16 protein-coding genes and 1 tRNA gene are annotated in these 18,499 nt (G+C 74.8%); 10 read left to right on the top strand and 7 right to left on the bottom strand.

The annotated features are described in order from the left end of the window. Window positions 1-137: 137 nt before the first annotated feature. Window positions 138-2,051: a protein-arginine deiminase domain-containing protein gene (locus tag ACH4B3_RS08450; RefSeq protein WP_398461976.1), complete on the bottom strand. Its 1,914-nt coding sequence runs from the start codon at window positions 2,049-2,051 to the stop codon at window positions 138-140. A 438-nt stretch (window positions 2,052-2,489) separates the two neighbouring features. Here ACH4B3_RS08450 and ACH4B3_RS08445 point away from each other — a divergent pair, with 438 nt between their 5' ends. The 3 genes from ACH4B3_RS08445 (at window position 2,490) to ACH4B3_RS08435 (ending at window position 4,238) form a co-directional block, all read left to right on the top strand. Next, window positions 2,490-2,972, top strand: a complete 483-nt coding sequence (locus ACH4B3_RS08445; RefSeq protein ID WP_398461975.1) for a hypothetical protein — start codon at window positions 2,490-2,492, stop codon at window positions 2,970-2,972. A 191-nt stretch (window positions 2,973-3,163) separates the two neighbouring features. Beyond that, window positions 3,164-3,394 carry a hypothetical protein gene (locus ACH4B3_RS08440; RefSeq protein WP_398461974.1) on the top strand — a complete coding sequence of 77 codons (231 nt, stop codon included), beginning with the start codon at window positions 3,164-3,166 and terminating at the stop codon, window positions 3,392-3,394. A 31-nt stretch (window positions 3,395-3,425) separates the two neighbouring features. Then, window positions 3,426-4,238 (top strand): hypothetical protein, encoded by an 813-nt coding sequence (locus tag ACH4B3_RS08435; RefSeq protein ID WP_398461973.1) that lies wholly within the window; start codon window positions 3,426-3,428, stop codon window positions 4,236-4,238. Between the two features lie 272 nt (window positions 4,239-4,510). Here ACH4B3_RS08435 and ACH4B3_RS08430 read toward each other — a convergent pair. Beyond that, a tRNA-Leu gene (locus ACH4B3_RS08430) sits at window positions 4,511-4,598 on the bottom strand. 340 nt (window positions 4,599-4,938) lie between these two features. Between ACH4B3_RS08430 and fdhD the strand changes: the two genes are divergently transcribed. Further along, window positions 4,939-5,868 carry a formate dehydrogenase accessory sulfurtransferase FdhD gene (fdhD, locus tag ACH4B3_RS08425; RefSeq protein ID WP_398461972.1) on the top strand — a complete coding sequence of 310 codons (930 nt, stop codon included), beginning with the start codon at window positions 4,939-4,941 and terminating at the stop codon, window positions 5,866-5,868. A gap of 72 nt (window positions 5,869-5,940) precedes the next feature. Next, complete coding sequence (locus ACH4B3_RS08420; protein ID WP_398461971.1) at window positions 5,941-6,303, top strand: MerR family transcriptional regulator; 363 nt, start codon at window positions 5,941-5,943, stop codon at window positions 6,301-6,303. Window positions 6,304-6,470: 167 nt separating this feature from the next. Here the strand turns inward: ACH4B3_RS08420 and ACH4B3_RS08415 are convergent, their stop codons facing one another. Then, window positions 6,471-6,935 (bottom strand): MarR family winged helix-turn-helix transcriptional regulator, encoded by a 465-nt coding sequence (locus ACH4B3_RS08415; protein WP_398461970.1) that lies wholly within the window; start codon window positions 6,933-6,935, stop codon window positions 6,471-6,473. An 86-nt stretch (window positions 6,936-7,021) separates the two neighbouring features. Between ACH4B3_RS08415 and ACH4B3_RS08410 the strand changes: the two genes are divergently transcribed. Together ACH4B3_RS08410 and ACH4B3_RS08405 are read left to right on the top strand one after the other, a co-directional pair. Continuing rightward, window positions 7,022-7,951, top strand: coding sequence for a zinc-binding alcohol dehydrogenase family protein (locus ACH4B3_RS08410; RefSeq protein ID WP_398462326.1), 930 nt, complete (start codon window positions 7,022-7,024; stop codon window positions 7,949-7,951). A 200-nt stretch (window positions 7,952-8,151) separates the two neighbouring features. Next, entirely contained in the window at window positions 8,152-10,092 is a 1,941-nt protein-coding gene (locus ACH4B3_RS08405; RefSeq protein WP_398461969.1) for an exo-alpha-sialidase, read from the top strand. Here ACH4B3_RS08405 and ACH4B3_RS08400 read toward each other — a convergent pair. Further along, window positions 10,074-11,225, bottom strand: a complete 1,152-nt coding sequence (locus tag ACH4B3_RS08400; RefSeq protein ID WP_398461968.1) for a bile acid:sodium symporter family protein — start codon at window positions 11,223-11,225, stop codon at window positions 10,074-10,076. The two genes, ACH4B3_RS08405 and ACH4B3_RS08400, sit on opposite strands and share 19 nt — an antisense overlap. Before the next feature lie 104 nt (window positions 11,226-11,329). Between ACH4B3_RS08400 and ACH4B3_RS08395 the strand changes: the two genes are divergently transcribed. Both ACH4B3_RS08395 and ACH4B3_RS08390 read left to right on the top strand, forming a co-directional pair. After that, the gene (locus tag ACH4B3_RS08395) at window positions 11,330-12,211 is read left to right on the top strand and encodes a LysR family transcriptional regulator (protein ID WP_398462325.1); all 882 of its coding nucleotides are present in this window, start codon (window positions 11,330-11,332) and stop codon (window positions 12,209-12,211) included. 269 nt (window positions 12,212-12,480) lie between these two features. Further along, on the top strand, window positions 12,481-14,307 hold the full coding sequence (locus ACH4B3_RS08390; protein WP_398461967.1) for an AMP-dependent synthetase/ligase: 1,827 nt from the start codon (window positions 12,481-12,483) through the stop codon (window positions 14,305-14,307). 111 nt (window positions 14,308-14,418) lie between these two features. Here ACH4B3_RS08390 and ACH4B3_RS08385 read toward each other — a convergent pair whose 3' ends face one another. Next, a complete protein-coding gene (locus tag ACH4B3_RS08385; protein ID WP_398461966.1) occupies window positions 14,419-15,318 on the bottom strand; it encodes a class I SAM-dependent methyltransferase in 900 nt (299 codons plus the stop codon). 220 nt (window positions 15,319-15,538) lie between these two features. Between ACH4B3_RS08385 and ACH4B3_RS08380 the strand changes: the two genes are divergently transcribed. Beyond that, on the top strand, window positions 15,539-16,366 hold the full coding sequence (locus ACH4B3_RS08380) for a helix-turn-helix domain-containing protein (RefSeq protein ID WP_398461965.1): 828 nt from the start codon (window positions 15,539-15,541) through the stop codon (window positions 16,364-16,366). Window positions 16,367-16,461: 95 nt separating this feature from the next. Here ACH4B3_RS08380 and ACH4B3_RS08375 read toward each other — a convergent pair whose 3' ends face one another. Continuing rightward, window positions 16,462-16,908, bottom strand: a complete 447-nt coding sequence (locus tag ACH4B3_RS08375) for a hypothetical protein (RefSeq protein WP_398461964.1) — start codon at window positions 16,906-16,908, stop codon at window positions 16,462-16,464. A 120-nt stretch (window positions 16,909-17,028) separates the two neighbouring features. Then, window positions 17,029-18,438 (bottom strand): amino acid permease, encoded by a 1,410-nt coding sequence (locus ACH4B3_RS08370; protein WP_398461963.1) that lies wholly within the window; start codon window positions 18,436-18,438, stop codon window positions 17,029-17,031. Window positions 18,439-18,499: the final 61 nt, after the last annotated feature.

Here is an 18,499-nt window from a genome sequence, read left to right as displayed (position 1 = left end):
GGACCCGGGCCCGGCACCGGGCCCCGGCCCCCTCGGTGGGCCGGCACCGGTCGCGCCCGCCGTTCCCGGGGCGCGGCCGGTCCGTTCAGCGGCGGGCGCCGCCGTTCACCGGCGGGCCCACCGGCCCGGGCGGCGGCTCACCGCTTCCACCAGGGCGCCGAGATGTCCCGCAGGGTGTTGGTGCCGCAGTGCACCTCGCCCATGCCGAGGTGGTACGTGGCGTAGTCGTCGATGTACGTCACCCGCATACCGGCCTTGCGGTAGGCCGCGGTCACCGCCTGGGTGAAGATGTCCTTGCCGTCGATCACCGGTCCCCACTGCCGGGGCGCGAGGTAGCGGTCCTTGCCCAGGAGCACCCCGTTGACCGCCCCGGGTATGTAGGCGCTGGTCATCGTGGTGTCGGCCGCGGTGCCGGGGCGGAGATGGCGCTGCTGCCCGTGCTCGGTGACCGCGTCCGGGACGGGCACCTCGCCGCCGAGCCGCTTCAGGCGCGGCATCCGCGCGCCGGCCTCCTCGGTCTCGGAGCCCCGGGTGAACAGCGCCGGGACGCGGACGACCTCGGCGTCGGTGATGCCGGTGGCCCGCTTCAGCGTCTCCAGGTTGGCGGCGATCCGCCGGGCGGCGAGGACGTTGTCGGCCCGGAGCACCCGGGAGGCGAGCGCCTGGTCGATGGTCTCCCGCGGCACCGGCACATCGTCCGAACCGGGCACCGAGAACACCCGCTTGGCACCGTGCCCGGCGGCCTGGGCGTCCTTCAGCAGCCGCATCCCGGCGTCGGGGTCGGCGATGCCGATCCGCCAGCCGCGCGGGGTGTCGGCGGGCAGGAACTGCACGAACTCGTCGACGTGGCCGACGTGCAGCCAGGAGGTGTCCAGCAGCAGCGGGTCCTGGAAGCCCTGCGAGGCCAGCAGGGTGCGCATCGCCTTGGCCGGCTTGGAGCCGCTGTCCTTGCGCTCGCCCATGATGATGCGCCCGGCCGGGTAGGAGCGGCCCTGGTGCTCGTACGGCGGGACGGTCTCCAGGTTCCCCATGGAGTTGAGGGTCCACTCCTCGGAGTCGCGGACGCCGGAGACCTGGACGACCCCCACGTCGCGGCCGCGCAGCTTCTCGAACAGCTCCCGGCCCGCGTCCCGGTCCGGCTGCGCCGAGCGGAGCATGATCCGCATGCCGTGTGGTGTGCCGTCCGGGCCGGTCATGGTGGCGTAGGCGGGTTCCACGAAGTCCTGGGCCCATACGTCGCCGTACGCGGTGAACTTGGTCAGCGGAGCGGTGAGGCCCGCCTGCCGCGCCTGGACGGCGAGGGTGGCCACGAACTTCCGCTGGGCCCGGCTGTAGGGGTCGTTGCCGCGCACCTCGGTGACCATCAGCTGCCGGGCCTGCTGCAGGTGGTGGTGGGTGAGCATCGGGGCGACGCGCAGGGTGACCCGGTCGCTGGTCGCCGGGGCGTCGCCGCCCGGTCGTACCGTGAGGTCGACCACGGCGGTACCGTCCCAGACCGCGCGGTCGCGCACCACGTCGGTGCCCTCGATGCCGAGTTCGACGCCCGCCCGGAGTTCGGCGGCGGTCAGCCGGGTCGACGCCCGGACCACCTGCCAGGTTCCCTCGCGCTTGACGAACAGCCGGGCGTGCCGGGACCCGGTACCGGTGATCTTGACGGTGCCGGTGGCCCGTCCGGAGAGCCCGGTCATCGGCACGGTCCGCAGCCGGGCCAGGTCGGCGGCGTCCGCGGCACCGTTCAGCCGGGTGTCGGCGGCGTCGTTGCAGCGGGCCAGCTCCGCGTCGCCGAGCGGCTTGCCGTCCGGGCCGGTGGTCCGGCAGCGTTTGGCGTCGTCGTCGATGTTGGGCAGGAACACCGCGCCGCGCCCGGTGCTCCAGCGGTCCTCGCCCGCGGTGTCGCTGTCGCCGGTGACGTCCACCCGGCCGTCGCGGTCGACGTCCGCGCGCAGATCGGCCCGCGGCGGGGTCCCGGCGGCCAGCGCGGGCACCGGGGCCAGCGCGGCGCCCGCGAGGGCGATGGCGAGGACGGTCCGTCCCGTGAGTCTGCTACGCACCAGTGGCTCCTTCATCGGTCATCGGTCCTGATCGGTCGGACACGGGTGTCCGGTGAGGAAGAGCCGTGGGCGGGGCCGGGCGTTGCCCGGCAGGGGGAATCACCGCCGCCAAAACCGGACACCGAGGGGTACCCGCCGGCAGAACCGGACAACGAAGGTCGTGTGGTGGGAGAACCGGACACCGAGGGTGTGCGGTGAGCGAGAGGTGCGTGGCGGGCGAGGGGGTGCGGGCGCCCGCCGTGGGTCCTCGCCACCGCCGGAAAACCGGTGGAGTCGCACCGCCGGGTGCCGTTACCGTGCTCCCGCCCGCTGTCACCCCGTCAAGGACGTGCCGTTGTACACCAAGTGAGACCTCCCGAGCGCTGATCCGTCGCGCGTCGCACCTGTGCGCCGCGCTCCCTTTCGCTGCGGTCTTCTCACTGGAACCGGTGTATCTGCATGTCCGAAATCCGGGTGGTCCTGCCCACCTGCCTGCCGATCGTCCTCCGCCGTTGCCACCGGTGCGCCTCCGGGCGCTTCCGGAGCGGCGGCACCTCCCGCGCCACCGCGAGCCACCGGCTCCTCGATGCCCGGCTGCTGGATGCCCGGCTCCTCGGTGCCGGGCTCCGCGCGCTGTGCACCGGTTGCGGGGAGGCCGCCGAACTCACCGTTCCGGAGCGCCGGTACCTGCGTTCCGCGCCACCCGGATTCCCCGACCTGCCGCACGGCGACGGCCCCGGCCCGGCAGCCGCACTGCTTCGGGCCCCGGAGTCGCGGAGTCCCGTCGTGGGCGGCCCGGACCGGACCGGGCGGCCGGCCTGGCAGTCGCCGTACGGCCCGCCACCGCGCCGGGCGCACCGCGGCCGGTGGGCGCGGGTGCCGGCGTTGGCCAGGTCCCGGTCCGCGCCGCGGCGCGGGCACCCGTCCGGCGGGGACGACTGATCACCCGGCCGCGGAGACCGCCGCGCCGGGGACGCCGTCCGCGGGGTGCCTGACAGCGGCGGGGCCGGCGCGGCCGGTGCCCCGGAGCGGTGGCGGCCCGCAGCGGTCGTGGCGGCCCGCCGGTCCGGGGTCCCGGCCCGGCGGGCGTCACCGCTCACGAAGACGTGCGTACGTGAGCGCCTGGCGGGCCGGTGCAACTCGTGGTGTTGCGGTCGCCCGCCGACGAGAGCGGGGCGCTCGCCTTCGCGGAGGCCGTCACCGCCGCCCTCCTCGACACCCCGGGGCCCGACGGCGCCGCACTCGTCACGACCAGCGCGCCCCGCGCCCCGGAGCCGCGCCGGACCCGCCGGCCGGACGTGGCGGCGGCCCGCGCCGCCCTCTTCCCCTGGAAGGGCCGGACGAGCGGGGATCCGAGGGACTGACCGGACAGCACCCCGCTCTACGATCATGCCCATGTCGATCTCCATTTCCTCCCTCCCGGTGCTCCGCGGCCGGGACGGGGCCGTCCTGTCCGCCGAGGACATCGGATTGGTCCTCGACCTCCCGCGCGAGCAGGTCACCTTCACCCCCGACGGGCTGGGCCGGATACGCGCCGAGGGCCGCTCGGTCCTGATCGAACTGCGGGCGAAGTCCGGGGTGACGCCGCGCGTCCACCGCATCGACGACGTGGACGAGACGGCGGCCACCGCCTTCGCCGACGGGGTCAACGCGATCCTGGCGAACCGGACGGACAGCGACGATGTCGACGGGGCTCCGTTCGCCGTGGTCCGCTCACTCGCCCCCACCTGGCGGACGAGGTTCCACCGCCGGATCCTGCGGGGCACGCTGTGGCACCTGCTGGCGCTCGTCGCCCTCTGCGTGGTGGCCGGCTCGCTCGGCAGGTGGGATCTGGTGCTCCTCACGGTTCCGGTCGGCGGCTTCGCCTGGCTGGGCCTGTGGCTGGGCCTGTACGGAGTGATCCGCGCGCGGCGGGAACGCTGGCTGTACCGGCACGGCATCATGGTGACCGCCACCCGGGCCACGATGACCCGCGGCGCGTACATCTACCCGGACGCGACCGGGACGTACCGCGGCTTCCTGCACGGCGAGGCCGGCCCCGCGATCACCGTGGCCCACCCCCCGGAGGACCCGGCGGACGTGCTGGTGCCGGAGTCGCCGTTCAAGCACCTGGTGAACACCTACGCGGGCGCCGTCCTGGTCTTCTGCTGCAGCGCCATGATCGTCCTCCACGCCGTGATGGCGGTCGGCTTCCTCCTCGACGGCTGACGAGCCCGTGCATGGTCATCGGGGTTCGACTCGTGGTCCTTGCCGAGACCGGCCTGGCCACCAGAGTGCCGGCCGGATCAGCCTCACGGATGCCCCCGTCCGGCTCACCGGGCGGCGGTCGGCCTGCGCGAGATCCCCGCACGGCCGGCCTCGTGGTCGGTCACGCCGCCTGTCGCGGGAGGTCCGAACCCTGTTGGTCAGGCGCTGGTCACGCCGACGCCCGATGCAGTACGGGAAAAACAGAAGAACCCCAGCTCAGCTGGGGTTCTCAGTGGTGTCCGAGGGGGGACTTGAACCCCCACGCCCGATAAAGGGCACTAGCACCTCAAGCTAGCGCGTCTGCCATTCCGCCACCCGGACCAGGTGTGCTCCGCGGCTGCTCCCCGCGGCGACATGGATAACGATACCAAGGTTTCGGAGTGCGTTTCACCTGCGTATGCGGCCGGGGCTGACCCATAAGGCGGCTTTATGGGTGCTGCCCGCCCGGCCGGGCGGGCAGCACGGAGCGGCGCGGCGGATCCGGAACGCGGCGCCGGGGCACCGGTCGGCTCCACCGGCGACCGGCGGCCGGCGGATGCCGGAGAATGGGGCGGTATCGGCCACCGCCCCGTACCGGACCGGTGGCCGCGGAATGTGCGCGCACAGGCGTCGGCCGAGGGCCGCCGCGGCCGGACCACACGAGAAACCGGGACTGATCGATATGGGACGGGTCACCGAGCGGCGACGGGTCATCCGGGTACGGGACGGCGCGGTCAGCAGCCGGCCCGACACCCTGGTCGCGGAGGAGCCGCTGGAAATCCGGCTGAACGGCAAGCCGCTGGCCATCACCATGCGGACCCCCGGCGACGACTTCGCGCTGGCGGCCGGGTTCCTGGTCAGCGAGGGGGTGCTGGGCCGGGCCGAGGAGCTGGCGAGCATCGTGTACTGCGCGGGGGCGACGGCCGGGGACGCCGGCCCGGACGGGGCCGGGGGCGGCGGCAACACCTACAACGTGGTGGACGTCCGGCTGGCGGCCGGGGTCCCGGTCCCGGATATCACCCTGGAACGGAACGTCTACACCACCTCATCGTGCGGGCTGTGCGGCAAGGCGAGCCTGGACGCGGTCCGCACCACGGCCCGCTGGCCGGTCGGCGACGACCTCCGGTCGCCGGTGCGGCTGACCACCGGGACGCTCGCGGCGCTGCCGGACCGGCTCCGCGCGGCGCAGCGGGTCTTCGACCGGACCGGCGGCCTGCACGCCGCGGCCCTCTTCACCGCGCAGGGCGATCTGCTGGACGTCCGGGAGGACGTGGGCCGGCACAACGCGGTCGACAAGCTGGTCGGGCGGGCACTGCGGGAGGGGCTGCTGCCGCTGTCCGGCGCGGTGCTGCTGGTCTCCGGCCGGGCGTCCTTCGAGCTGGCGCAGAAGGCGGTCATGGCGGGGATCCCGGTGCTGGCCGCGGTGTCCGCGCCCTCGTCGCTCGCGGTGGACCTGGCCGTGGAGACCGGCATGACACTGGTGGGGTTCCTCCGCGGCAGCTCGATGAACGTGTACGCGGGCGAGCACCGGCTGGCGCTGGACGGCGGCGGGGAGCCGGCGGGGGCGGGGCTCGCCCCGGCGCACGGGGCCGGCGGGCCGCCCGCCCGGTGAGCCGCCGCCCGGCCGGGCCCCGTCGGTAGGATCCGGCGGGAAGCCGGCACGGGACGTGGGAGGGAGAGCCGGATGCGGATCGGGGAACTGTCCCGGCGCACGGGGGTCAACGAGCGGCTGCTGCGCTACTACGAGAAGCAGGGGCTGCTCCGTCCCGAGCGGCTGCCCAGCGGCTACCGGGTCTACCACGAGTCGGACGTCGGCACCGTGCGGCGCATCCGCTCGCTGCTCGCCGCCGGGCTCTCCACGGCCACCATCGAGCAGGTACTGCCCTGCGTCCGGGACGACGGCGAGCGGCTGGCGCCCACCTGCCCCGATCTCGTCACGGCGCTGCTGGAGCAGCGCGCCCGGATGACCTCGGCCATCGAGGAGCTGGAGACCTCCCGCTCGCTGCTGGACACCGTCATCGACGCGGGGCGGCCGGGCACCGGCTGACCGGGCCGGCGGCCCCGCCGCGCCGGCCGGGCGCGAGGGCCGGGCCGGCGGCCGGGTGAGGCCCGCCGCGCCGATCGGGCCGGCTGTCCCACCGCGCCGATCGGGCGCGAGGGCCGGGCCGGCGGGTGAGCCCTGCCGGGCCGCAGGAGCCGGGCCCCGGAGGGCGTTCAGCCGGCGGGGCGGTCGCAGCCGGCCTCCGGGCCCGCGATCCGGGCCAGCAGGACCATCAGCTGCTCGCGCTCCTCCGGGGTGAGCCCCGCGGTCAGTTCGTCGTTCGCCTGGTCGCCCAGCTTCTCGGTGCGCCGCAGCCGGCGCTTCCCGGCGGCGGACACGGTGATGGCGTTCTTCCGCCGGTCGCCGGGGTCGGGGCTGCGGGTGACCAGTCCTTCCGCCGCCAGGTCGCCGATCACCCCGACCATGTCCTTGGGGTCGATCCGCAGTGCGCGTGCCAGGTCCGCCTGCGAGACCGGTCCGAGTTCGGCCGCGGCGCAGAGCACCGCGTGGTGCATCATCCGCATGCCCTCGCGGGCCAGCGCTTCCGCCACCAGGCGGTGGCCGCGGGCGGCCGCCCGACCGAGCAGCCAGCTGGGGAGGGTGCGGATCCGGGCGGGGACGAAGGGGGTCTCGACCATGGCCCCACCCTACCCAAAACCGTTGGACGTCCCAACGGTCTCCGGTTTACCGTTGGGCCTCCCAACGTTTTATGGAGGTGGCGCCGGTGCGCCGGGTGCGGTTTCACGAGTACGGCGGTCCCGAGGTGTTGCGCGTGGAGGAGGCGGCGGCGCCCGTGCCCGGGCCCGGCGAACTGCTGATCCGCACCGAGGCGATGGGGGTGACCCTGCCGATGGTGCGGAAGGTCCGGGACGGCGGTCTGCCGCTCCCGGGGTCACCCGGCGGGGAGGTGGCCGGGCGGATCGCCGCGCTCGGCCCCTCGGTGACCGGCTTCGCGGTGGGCGACCGGGTCACGGCGCTGTGCTTCCGGGACTCCTACGCCGAGCAGGCGGTCGTCTCCGCCGCGATGGCGTCCCCGGTGCCCGACGGCGCCGACGCCGTCGACGCCGTGGCCCTGGTCCGCGGCGGCCTGGTGGCGCTCGGCGCGTACACCGCCGCCCGGCCGGAGCCCGGCGAGTCCGTGCTGGTCACCGGCGCGGCCGGCGGGGTCGGTCATCTCGCCGTGCAGCTCGCCCGGATGCACGGGGCCTCCCGGGTGGTCGCCGCCGTGAGTTCCCCGGCCAAGGCCGGCTTCGTCCGGGCCCTGGGCGCCGACGAGGTGGTGGTCTACGACGACGCGTCCTGGGGCGATCCGGTGGACGTCGTCCTGGACGCGGTCGGCGGCGAGCTGCTCACCCCCGCCGTCGCCGCACTGGCCCCCGGCGGCAGGCTGGTCGCGTACAGCTCGGGCGGCGGCACCATCGCCGCGTACGACCTGCTGGTGGGCGGCCGGACGGTCACCGGGTTCCAGATGGCGCGCACCGCCGCCACCCGGCCGGACCTGATGGAGCGGTGGCGCCGGGAGCTGTGGGAGCTGCGGGCCGCCGGCCGGCTGCGGGCGGCGGTGCACGCGGTCCTGCCGCTGGCGGAGGCGGCCGCCGCGCACCGGATCATCGAGTCCCGCGCCAACCTGGGCAAGGTGGTCCTGGTCCCCTGACCGCACGGGCCGACCGGTCGGCGGGCCGCCGGGCGAGCCGGTACGGCCCGGCGGCGACCCGGTCACCCAACCGGCCCATTTCTATGGAAATGTGACGCACGGTCCTTGTCGGCCGATGCCCGGGACGGGACACTTCGGAACAGCGCACCAGGGACGTGGGATGTCTTGATGTCCATATGTCATCGAAGGGTCGGTCGGCCATGGCGCCAGATCAACGTGCTCGTTCCAGAAGACCACGGTGGCAGCGCGGACGGGTGATACTCGCCGCCGCGGTGCTCGCTCTCCTCCCCGTTCCGGTACGGGCCGTGGACGCCGGTGATCCGGCGGCCGCGGCCCGTACCGGTTTCGAGCAGCAGGTGCTCTTCAAGTCTTCCCAGGAGCAGGGGTATTCCTGCTTCCGTATTCCGGCGATCGTGAAGTCCACCCGGGGCACGCTGCTCGCCTTCGCGGAGGGCCGGGTCGACAACTGCGGCGACGCGGGCGACATCGACCTCGTCCTGAAGCGCTCCACCGACGGCGGCCGCACCTGGGGCCCGCTGGAGGTGGTCGACGAAGGGGTCGGTGACACGCACGGCAACCCGGCTCCGATGGTCGACGCCCGGACCGGCCGGATCCTGCTCGCCACCACCTACAACACCGGGCGCGACGACGCCCAGAACTGCGACGTCCCCTGCGACCGCTCGCCCCACCTGCAGTTCAGCGATGACGACGGCCGCACCTGGTCGCAGCCGCGCGACCTGAGCGACTCGGTCCTGCCGCCGCACTGGAACTCCTGGTACGCCACCGGCCCGGTGCACGGCATCCAGCTCACCCAGGGCAGGCACAAGGGCCGGCTGGTCTTCGGGGTGAACGCCGAGACCTACGACGGGACGCGGGTGACGCACAACCACGCGGCCCTGGTGATCAGCGACGACGGGGGTGACAGCTGGCGCGTCGGCGCGGTCGACAGCTGGCCGACCGCGGCCGACGGAACGTTCCGTCAGAAACCCTCCGAGCTGACCCTGGTGGAGCGGGCCGACGGCTCCGTCCACGTCAACGGCCGGGAGCAGGACGGTACCGACCTCGGCCACCGCACCTACGCGGTCAGCCGGGACGGCGGCGCCTCCTTCGCCGCGCCGTTCCGCGCCGTCCCGGACCTGTACACCCCGCAGGTGCAGGGATCCGTCCTGCGGCTGCGCAGCGAGGCCCGGGACGGCTACAGCCGGCTGCTGTTCTCCTCCCCCGGCGACCCGGACCGGCGCCGCACCATGATGATCCGGTCCTCCTGGGACGAGGGCAGGACGTGGGACGGCACGGACCGGGGGAAGGTGGTCACCACCGACTGGTCGGGCTACTCCGACCTGGTGGCGATCTCCGCCGACGAGGTCGGACTGCTCTACGAGGGCGGGGCGGTGGACGCCCGGGACGAGATCCGGTTCGCCCGCTTCACCGAGGAGTGGCTCGGCCCGCGCCGGGCCCCGGACCCCAGGACCCCGGACCGCGCGCCGGGCGCCCGGGCCGCGGCGGTGCTCGGCGGCGCCCGGGAGACCGACGGGCGGTTCGGGGCGGCGGTGGCCTTCGACGGCCGGGACGACGCGGTGCGGCTGCCGTACCGGTCGGCGCTGCCGCTGGGCGCGGGAGACTTCAGCGTCAGCCTGTGGTTCCGCTACTCGGCCGGCTCCGGGCAGCACCCCTTCCTGTGGATGGGCGGGGTCGGCAACCGGCAGCCGCAGGTGTGGCTGCGCGGCGAACCGTCCGCGGGCCGCGTCCGGGCGCTGATCACCACGCTGGACGGCCCCGCGCCGCCCGCTTCGGCGTCGGTGGGCACCGCGCGGGCGTACAACGACGGGCAGTGGCACCACGCGGCGCTGATCCGCTCGGGCGGCCGGCTCACCCTCACCGTGGACGACGCGCCGGCGGTCTCGGTGGCCGATGTGCCCGGCACCGTGAGCCGCACCTCGGTGTTCGGCGTCCATCTGGGGCAGGGCCTGGACAGCCGGTCGCAGCTGTCCGGCGCGCTCGACGACGTCCGGGTGTACGGCCGCGCGCTGACCGGCGCCGAGCTGCGGCTCATCCGGGAGGACAACGCGCCGCTGGACGGCAAGGACAGCCGAGTGGTGTTCCGGCTGCCGCTGGACCGGGTTCAGCGCACGGACGGCTGACCGGTCACCGGCGGCCGGGCCGGGTGTCCGCCGCCCGCCCGGCCGCCGGGCCCGGCCGCGGCGGGACCGGCCCCGCTCCCGTCCGGCGCGGCTCCGGCCGGCCGGCCCGCGGCCGCCCCGCCGCGGGGCACCGGCCGGCCGGCCGGGCCCGCCGCGCCGGCCGCGAACCGGCCGGCGAGCACCGCGCACACCATCAGCTGCATCTGGTGGAAGAGCATCAGCGGCAGCACCATCCAGCTCGCCTCCGCCCCGAACAGCACGCTGGCCATCGGCAGCCCCGCCGCCAGGCTCTTCTTGGATCCGGCGAAGACGACGGTGATCCGGTCCGCCCGGGGGAAGCCCAGCCGGCCCGAGCCGTACCAGGTCAGCGCGAGCATCCCGGTCAGCAGCACCGCCTCCACCCCGAGCAGGGCGGCCAGCCGGGGCACCGACACCTGGCCCCAGACACCGGCCGCCGTCCCCGCGCTGAACGCCACGTAGACCACCAGCAGGATGGAGCCGCGGTCGGCGAGGCCCACCGCCCTGCGGTGGCGGGAGACGACCGGCCCCACCCACCGGCGCAGCAGCTGCCCGGCGAGGAACGGCGCGAGCAGCTGCAGGGCGATGCCGGCGAGCGCGTCGGCGGAGAAGCCGCCGCCCGCGCCCCCGCCGCCGCTCAGCAACAGGGCGGCCAGCACGGGCGTGAGGACCACTCCCACCAGGCTGGAGAAGGAACCCGCGCAGACGGCGGCGGCCACGTTGCCACGGGCGAGGGAGGTGAAGGTGATCGACGACTGGATGGTCGACGGCACCAGGCACAGGAAGAGCAGCCCGGTGGCCAGCTCGTCGGTGAGCAGCCACGGGGCGAGCCCGCGGGCGGCCAGGCCGAGCAGCGGGAAGACCACGAAGGTGCAGACGAGCACCGCGGTGTGCAGCCGCCACTGGCGCGCCCCGGCGAGCGCCTCCCGGGTGGAGAGCCGGGCGCCGTAGAGGAAGAACAGGAAGGCCACGGCGGCGGTCGTGGCATGCTCGGCGGCGACCGCGACGCGGCCGCCGGCGGGCAGCGCGGCGGCCAGCACGACGGTGCCCAGCAGGGCGAGGACGTAGCCGTCCACCGGGAGCCGGGCGGGGAGGGCGAGGGCGCGGCGGTTCATGATCCCCAGCCTGCGGGGCCGCGGGCCCATCGGGAATCCCGCTCACCGCTCTGACTGCCATCGCGTTCCGTGATGGCCCCGCCTAGGCTGGGCGGGTGGAGAACCTGTTCGACCCGGTTCAATTGCGGACCTTCCTCACCGTGGCACAGACGCTGAGCTTCACCCAGGCCGCGCACCGGCTGGGGCTGCGGCAGTCCACGGTCAGCCAGCACATCCGGAAGCTGGAGGCGGCGACCGGCCGCCCGCTGTTCAGCCGGGACACCCACGGGGTGGACCTCACCGAGGACGGCGAGGCGATGCTCGGCTTCGCGCGGACCATCCTGGAGGCCAACGAACGGGCCGCGAGCTGGTTCACCGGGACCCGGCTCCGCGGCCGGCTGCGCTTCGGCGCCTCCGAGGACTTCGTGCTCACCCGGCTGCCGGAGATCCTGGAGGGGTTCCGCCGGGACCATCCGGAGGTGGACCTGGAGCTGACCGTGGAACTCTCCGGCACGCTGCACGAGCGGCTGCGGGCCGGGCGGCTGGACCTGGTACTGGCCAAGCGGTCGGAGGACCGGCCGCAGGGGCGGCTGGTCTGGCGGGACAGGCTGGTGTGGATCGGGAGCGAGCGGCTGCGGGTCGACCCGGATCGGCCGCTGCCGCTGATCGTCTTCCCGCCGCCGGGACTGACCCGGGCCCGGGCCCTGGAGGTGCTGGAGCGGCACGGCCGCGCCTGGCGCATCGTGTGCACCAGCGGCAGCCTCAACGGTCTGGTCGCGGCGGCCCGCGCCGGGCTGGGGGTGATGGCGCACACCCGTGGCCTGATTCCGCCGGGTCTGGTGCGGATCCCGGACCGGGCGGCGCTGCCCGACCTGGGCGCGGTGGACTTCGTCCTGCTGCACGGGGAGCGGGGCGGGCGGGGCGACGCGGCCCGTGCCGCCGCGGATGCGCTGGCCGCGGCGGTGCTCGCGGGCGGCGACCGGCTGCACCGCCCGCGGTCCGGCTAGCCCCGCCGGGCGCGGGTTCCGCGGCCCGGTAGGGCGCGGCTGGAATTCGACGGGGCATGTGCCGTGTCCGGAGAGATTCCGTGCAGAAATGGGCCGCGTGGAGTGCGGGCTCAGGTCACCAATCGTCCCGGCTTCCCCCGAAGTCACCCGGTTTTCCCCAGTGATCGGTGCATAGGCCCGTACGTTCCTCAGCGCGGACACCACTCCCCCTGCCGCTCGCCATCGGGTACGGTCGCGGCGCTGTGCGGAGCGCTTCGAGGAGCACGTCATTGCGCGAGATCACCGTCCCCCCGTTGGCGACGGCCCCGAAAGTCGGCGGACTGGCGGACGCCGTCTTCGACCATGCGGCCGACGATCCCGGCCGGGTCGTGCTCGCGCGCAAGACCGCCGACGGCGCGTGGCGGGACGTCACCTCGGCCGAGTTCCGGGACCAGGTGCTGGCGCTCGCCAAGGGGCTGCTCGCCTCCGGGGTGCGGTTCGGCGACCGTGTCGCGATCATGAGCCGGACCCGGTACGAGTGGACCCTGTTCGACTTCGCGATCTGGACGGTCGGCGCGCAGAGCGTGCCGCTGTACCCGACCTCCTCGGCCGAGCAGGTCTACTGGGCGCTGCACGACGCCGGGGTCGCGGCGTGCCTGGTCGAGCACGAGGACCACGCCATGACGGTCGGCTCGGTCATCGACCGGCTGCCGCAGCTGAAGAACCTGTGGCAGCTGGACGCCGACGCGCTCGGCGAGCTGGTCGCGGCCGGCGCGCGGATCGCCGACGAGGTGGTGGACCGGCACCGGCTGGCCATGACGCCCGACGCCCCCGCGACCATCATCTACACCTCGGGCACCACCGGCCGGCCCAAGGGCTGCGTCATCACGCACGCCAACCTGATGGCCGAGTGCGACAACATCGTGGCCCGCTACGAGCACGTCTTCCACCACAAGCCGGGCGACACCGCGGCCACCCTGCTCTTCCTGCCGCTGGCGCACGTCTTCGGCCGGATGGTGCAGGTGGCCGCGATCCGCGGCCGGGTGAAGCTCGCCCACCAGCCGAATCTCAGCGCCACCGCGCTCCTGCCGGACCTGCAGTCCTTCCGGCCGACGTTCATCCTCGCGGTGCCGTACATCTTCGAGAAGGTGTTCGCGGCGGCGCGGCGCAAGGCGGAGGCGGAGGGGAAGGCGGGCCCGTTCGACAAGGCGGTGGACATCGCGGTGCGGTACGCGGAGGCCCAGGAGGCCAAGGCGTTCGGCACCGGTCCGGGGCCCGGCGCCGGGCTGCGGGTCCAGCACCAGCTGTTCGACAAGCTGGTGTACGGCAAGGTGCGCGAGGCCCTGGGCGGCCGGGTCCGGCACGCGATGTCCGGCGGTTCGGCGATGGAGCGGCGGCTGGGCCTGTTCTTCGCGGGCGCCGGGGTCACCGTCTACGAGGGCTACGGCCTCACCGAGTCGACCGCGGCGGCCACCGCGAACCCGCCGGAGCAGACCCGCTTCGGCACCGTGGGCAAGCCGATACCCGGCACCACCGTGCACATCGCCGACGACGGCGAGGTGTGGCTGCGCGGCGGCCAGGTGTTCGCCGGCTACCTCGGCGACCCCAAGACGACCGACAGTGTGCTGCGGGACGGCTGGCTGGCGACCGGGGACCTCGGCGCGCTGGACGAGGACGGCTATCTGACCATCACCGGCCGGAAGAAGGAGGTGCTGGTCACCTCGGGCGGCAAGACCGTCTCGCCGATCGGGCTGGAGGAACGGGTCCGGGCGCATCCGCTGGTGTCCCAGTGCATCGTGGTCGGCAACGACCGGCCGTTCGTGGCCGCGCTGGTGACGCTGGACCCGGAGGCCGTCTCGCACTGGCTGCGGATGCGCGGCAAGGACCGGATGTCGCCGAACGAGCTGGTGCGCGACCCGGATCTGGAGATGGAGATCCGGCGGGCGGTGGTCGCGGCCAACACCCTCGTCTCGCAGGCCGAGTCGATCCGCACCTTCCGGATACTGGCGGCGCAGTTCAGCGAGGAGCACGGCCTGCTGACGCCGTCGCTGAAGCTGAAGCGGAAGGCGATCGAGCACGCCTACGCGTTCGAGGTCGACGCGCTCTACCACAGCTGACCCCCGTCCCGCCCGGCCGCGGCGTCCCGGCCGGACGGACGGGAGGGGGCGGCCCGCGGGGCGGCGGTGCGACCGGGGCCGGGCTCGCCGCCCCGCGGGTGCCGCGCCGGGTCAGGCCGCCGGCCGCACCCCGGTGTGGACGGTCTGCGCGCTCAGCAGGAACACGTCCGGCCGGCGCAGTACGCCCGCCTCGTCGTCCGGGTCGATCAGCCGGTCCAGGGTGGCGAGGTCCTCGGCGTCCAGCACGTCCTGCAGCCCCTCACGGGTCCGGGTCAGCTCGGCCCGGAGGTAGGAGCGGACGGACACGTCCAGCGGCGCGGGCAGATCCAGCAGGAAGGTGCGGCTGCGGACCTGCTCCAGCCCGGCCGCGGCGAGCAGCGCCGGCCAGTCCTCCACGGTCTCCTTCGCGCCGGGCACCTCGGCGCGCATCCGGCTGAACCAGTCCTCGGTCGCGGCGTCCAGGCGCGCCTCCAGCCCGGGCCGCCCGATGCCGATGTCCCGGGGCAGCCGGCGGGCCGGCAGCCCGCCCTCGACGACGGCCAGCAGTCCGGCGGGCCGCAGCCGCTCCGCCAGGGTCGCCACCGCGCCCCGCTGGTCGCCCACGTGGTGAAGCGTCCTGCTGGTCCAGATGAGGTCGGCCTGCCCGGCGGGGAGGCCGTCGGGCAGGTCCGCCCGCAGGGTGCCGAGCCGGTCGGCGACACCGGTGCGGGCGGCCCGCTCCCGGGTCCGCCGCAGCAGGGCGTCCTCGCCGTCCACGGCCAGGACCCGTGCGGCCGGGAGCGCCTGGGCGAACAGGCAGGCGGCGACGCCTGGCCCGCTGCCCACGTCCCACACCTCGCCGACCGTCCCGGCACCCGGCGCGGTCAGGCCCCGCAGCCAGCCGATGGCCTGCTCCAGGAGCGGTGTGCTGATCTCCGCGTGGCTCTCCAGAAGCGGCCCGAGGACCTCCCAGTCCAGGTGCGTGCCGCCGCGGTCGTGATCGTGGTGGTGGTGAGGGTGGTGCCCGGCCATGCGTGCCTCCGCGGTCTCGGTCCGTCGTGGTACCCGACCGGTGCCCGGGGCCCGCCCCGGCCGCCGGTCGGCCGCGCCGAGCGTCCCCGACCACCGGGGACCACGGCAACTCCCGTTGCCGTTCCGGCAACCACTCCCCGGCGGCGCCGGCCGCCCCCCGGGAAGTGCCCGGGAGGGCCGGGCCCGCCGCGGCCGGCGAACGGTCGGTTACGGTTCGGGCATGACGACTGTCGCGGTTGCCCCGGGTGTGGGCGCGCTCCTTCGCGAATGGCGGGACCGGCGCCGGATCAGCCAGCTGGAACTGGCGCTGCGGGCCGACTCCTCCGCCCGCCACATCAGCTTCATCGAGACCGGCCGGTCCCGGCCGAGCGAGGAGATGGTGCTCCGTCTCGCGGACCACCTGGAGGTCCCGATGCGCGAGCGCAACGCGCTGCTGGTCTCGGCCGGTTACGCCCCTCGGTTCACCGAGACCGCCCTGGACGCGCCCGCGATGAGCACCCTGCGGACGGCCGTGGAGCGGCTGCTGCGGGCCTACGAGCCGTATCCGGCACTGGTCGTGGACGGCCGGTACGACATCGTGGGGGCCAACGACAGCATCGCGGCGCTGCTGGGCGGGGTCGCGCCCGAACTGCTGCGCCCGCCGATGAACGCCATGCGGATCACCCTGCACCCGCAGGGTCTGGCACCGAGGATCCGGAACCTGCGGGAGTGGCGCGGCCATCTGCTGGACCAGATGGAACGGCAGTTGGCGCTGCTGCGGTCCTCGTCGCTGCGTGAACTGTACGAGGAGGTCAGCGCGTATCCCGTGCCGGACCCCGGCCGGGGGGAGTCCTGGCCGGGGTCCGGGGCCGAGCGGATGGCGGCGGGGCCGGAGCACATCCCGTTCGCCCTGCCGATGGTGGTCGAGCACGACGGGCGGGTGCTGTCCTTCATCTCGACCATCGCCACCTTCAACACCCCCATGGACATCACCGTCTCCGAGCTGGCCATCGAGACGCTGCTGCCGGCGGACCCGGAGACGGCGGCCTACCTCCAGCGGGCCGGGTGACCCTGGAGGCGGGGGCCTTTCCCCGGCGGGCCAGGTGACCCGGGGGCGGGGGCCTGTCTCCGGCGGGCCGGGTGACCCGGGGCCGGGGGCCGGGCTCAGGCCCTGGACGCGGCGCGCAGCGCGCCGTACTGCAGGACCGCGAAACCGGCCACGGTGACGGCCTGCATCGGGATCCACACGGCCCCCGCGGTCGTCGGCGACAGCCACAGCACCTGCGCGGCGACGCTGAGCGCCGCCCACAGCAGGTTGGCCTCGACGACGAACCGGACGCCGAGCGCCGGCGGCTGCGGGCGGACGGCGAGGAGGCCGACGGCCGCGGCGAAGACGGTGAGGAAGGCGCCGAGGCCGAGCAGCAGGCCGCGGTCGACGCCGAGCAGGTCGCCCAGCGGACCGGACAGGGTGAGGTAGCCGAGCCCGTTGGCGCCCGTGACCACCGCGTCCAGGGCCAGGAAGCGGCGCAGCCAGGTGCGGGGAGCGGTGCCGGCGGGAGCGGTGCCGGCGGAGGCGGTGGCGGGGGCGGTGGTCAGCTGCGTGGCGGACATGGCGGTCAACCTCCGGCGTCGATGGGGGCGGTTCGGGGCGGGTCCCCGGCCGGAGTGCGCCGGCCGGGGAACCCGATGCCCTGAACTCTGCCGCCCCGGCGTCCGCGGGTCGATTACCGCTCAGGTAATGGAGCTGGTCAGCGCCTGTCGCCGGGTCCGCGCGGCCATCCACGCGTAGACGATGACCCCGGCGAAGAGGAACAGCACGCCCTGGTAGACCGCGGCGTACCCGGCGCCGGCCACCAGCCAGAAGGAGAAGCCGAAGCCGGTGACCGCGAGCGCGGTGTCCAGTGCGAACCGGCCGGTGCGGACCCGGTCGGACTCCCCGGAGAGCAGGAAGTACAGCTGGGCGCCGCTGGCCAGCAGGTAGGGCACGGTCGCGGAGAAGGTGGTGATCAGCACCAGGGTCTCGAAGACCCGGCCGGAGGAGCTGGTGTGGTTGACCAGGGTGAGCAGCGAGGCGAGCACGGTGCCGACGATCACTCCGGCGGTGGGGACGCCGCGCCGCTTGACGGCGAAGACCGCGGGGAACAGGCCGTCGCGGGCGGCGGCGTACGGAGCCTGGGCGCTCATCAGGGTCCAGCCGTTGAGGGCGCCGAGGATCGACACCACCGCGGCGGCCGCGATCAGGGTGCCGCCCCAGTCACCGCCGAACATGGCGTCGACGGCGTCGGAGAACGGCGCGGCGGAGGAGACCAGGTCCTCATGGGCGACGGTGCCGAAGACCGCGAGGGTGCCCAGCAGATAGACCACGGCGGCGGCGAGGGTGCCCAGCACGGTGGCCCGGCCGACGTTGCGCTCCGGGTCGCGGACCTCCCCGGCGCTCATGGCGGCCGACTCCACGCCGACGTAGGAGTAGAGCAGGATGGCGGCCGCCGCGGACATCCCGCCCAGCGCGCTGCCGCCGCCGTCGGTGAACGGGCCGAGGTTGTCGGCGTCGAAGAAGAACAGCCCGGCGACCGCGATGAAGAGCAGCGGCAGGAACTTCAGGACCGCCGAGACCAGTTGCACCGCGCCGACCCACCGGGTGCCGGCCAGGTTGGCCAGGGTGGGCAGCCAGAGCGCCAGCAGGGCCAGCGTCAGATCGGTGGCGCCGCCGGACCGGCCGGGGAAGAGGACGTGCGCGTAGCCGACGACGGCGACCGCGAGCGCGGCGTTGCTGACCCAGGTCATGGTCCAGTAGGACCAGGCGGAGAGGAAGCCGGCGAAGTCGCCGAACGCCTCCCGGGCGTAGACGTAGGGGCCGCCGGTGCGCGGGTCGCGGCGGGCCAGCTTGCCGAAGACCAGGGCGAGCGCGACGGCGCCCACGGTGAGCACCGCGAACGCGAGCAGGCTCACGGTGCCGTACGGGGCGACCGAGGCGGGCAGCAGGAAGATCCCGCCGCCGATGATGTTGCCGGTCACCAGCGCGGTGGCGGTGGGCAGCCCGAAGCGGCGGCCGGTGGCGACGGGAGCGGGGGGCGGTTCGGGGGCCCGGGGGGTCTCCGCCACGGGGGGTGCGGGCGGACGACGGGTGGGGCTGTGGTGCATGGGGTGGTGCGCCTCTCCTGGTGCTGCCGCCCGGCGGTGGTTCGTGGGGTGCCGAGCGCCC

The sequence above is a fragment of the Streptomyces sp. NPDC018031 genome (assembly GCF_044327625.1).
GTDB lineage: Bacteria > Actinomycetota > Actinomycetes > Streptomycetales > Streptomycetaceae > Streptomyces.
Note: the sequence above shows the minus strand (reverse complement) of the source record. Positions and strands in the feature narration are given on the sequence as shown.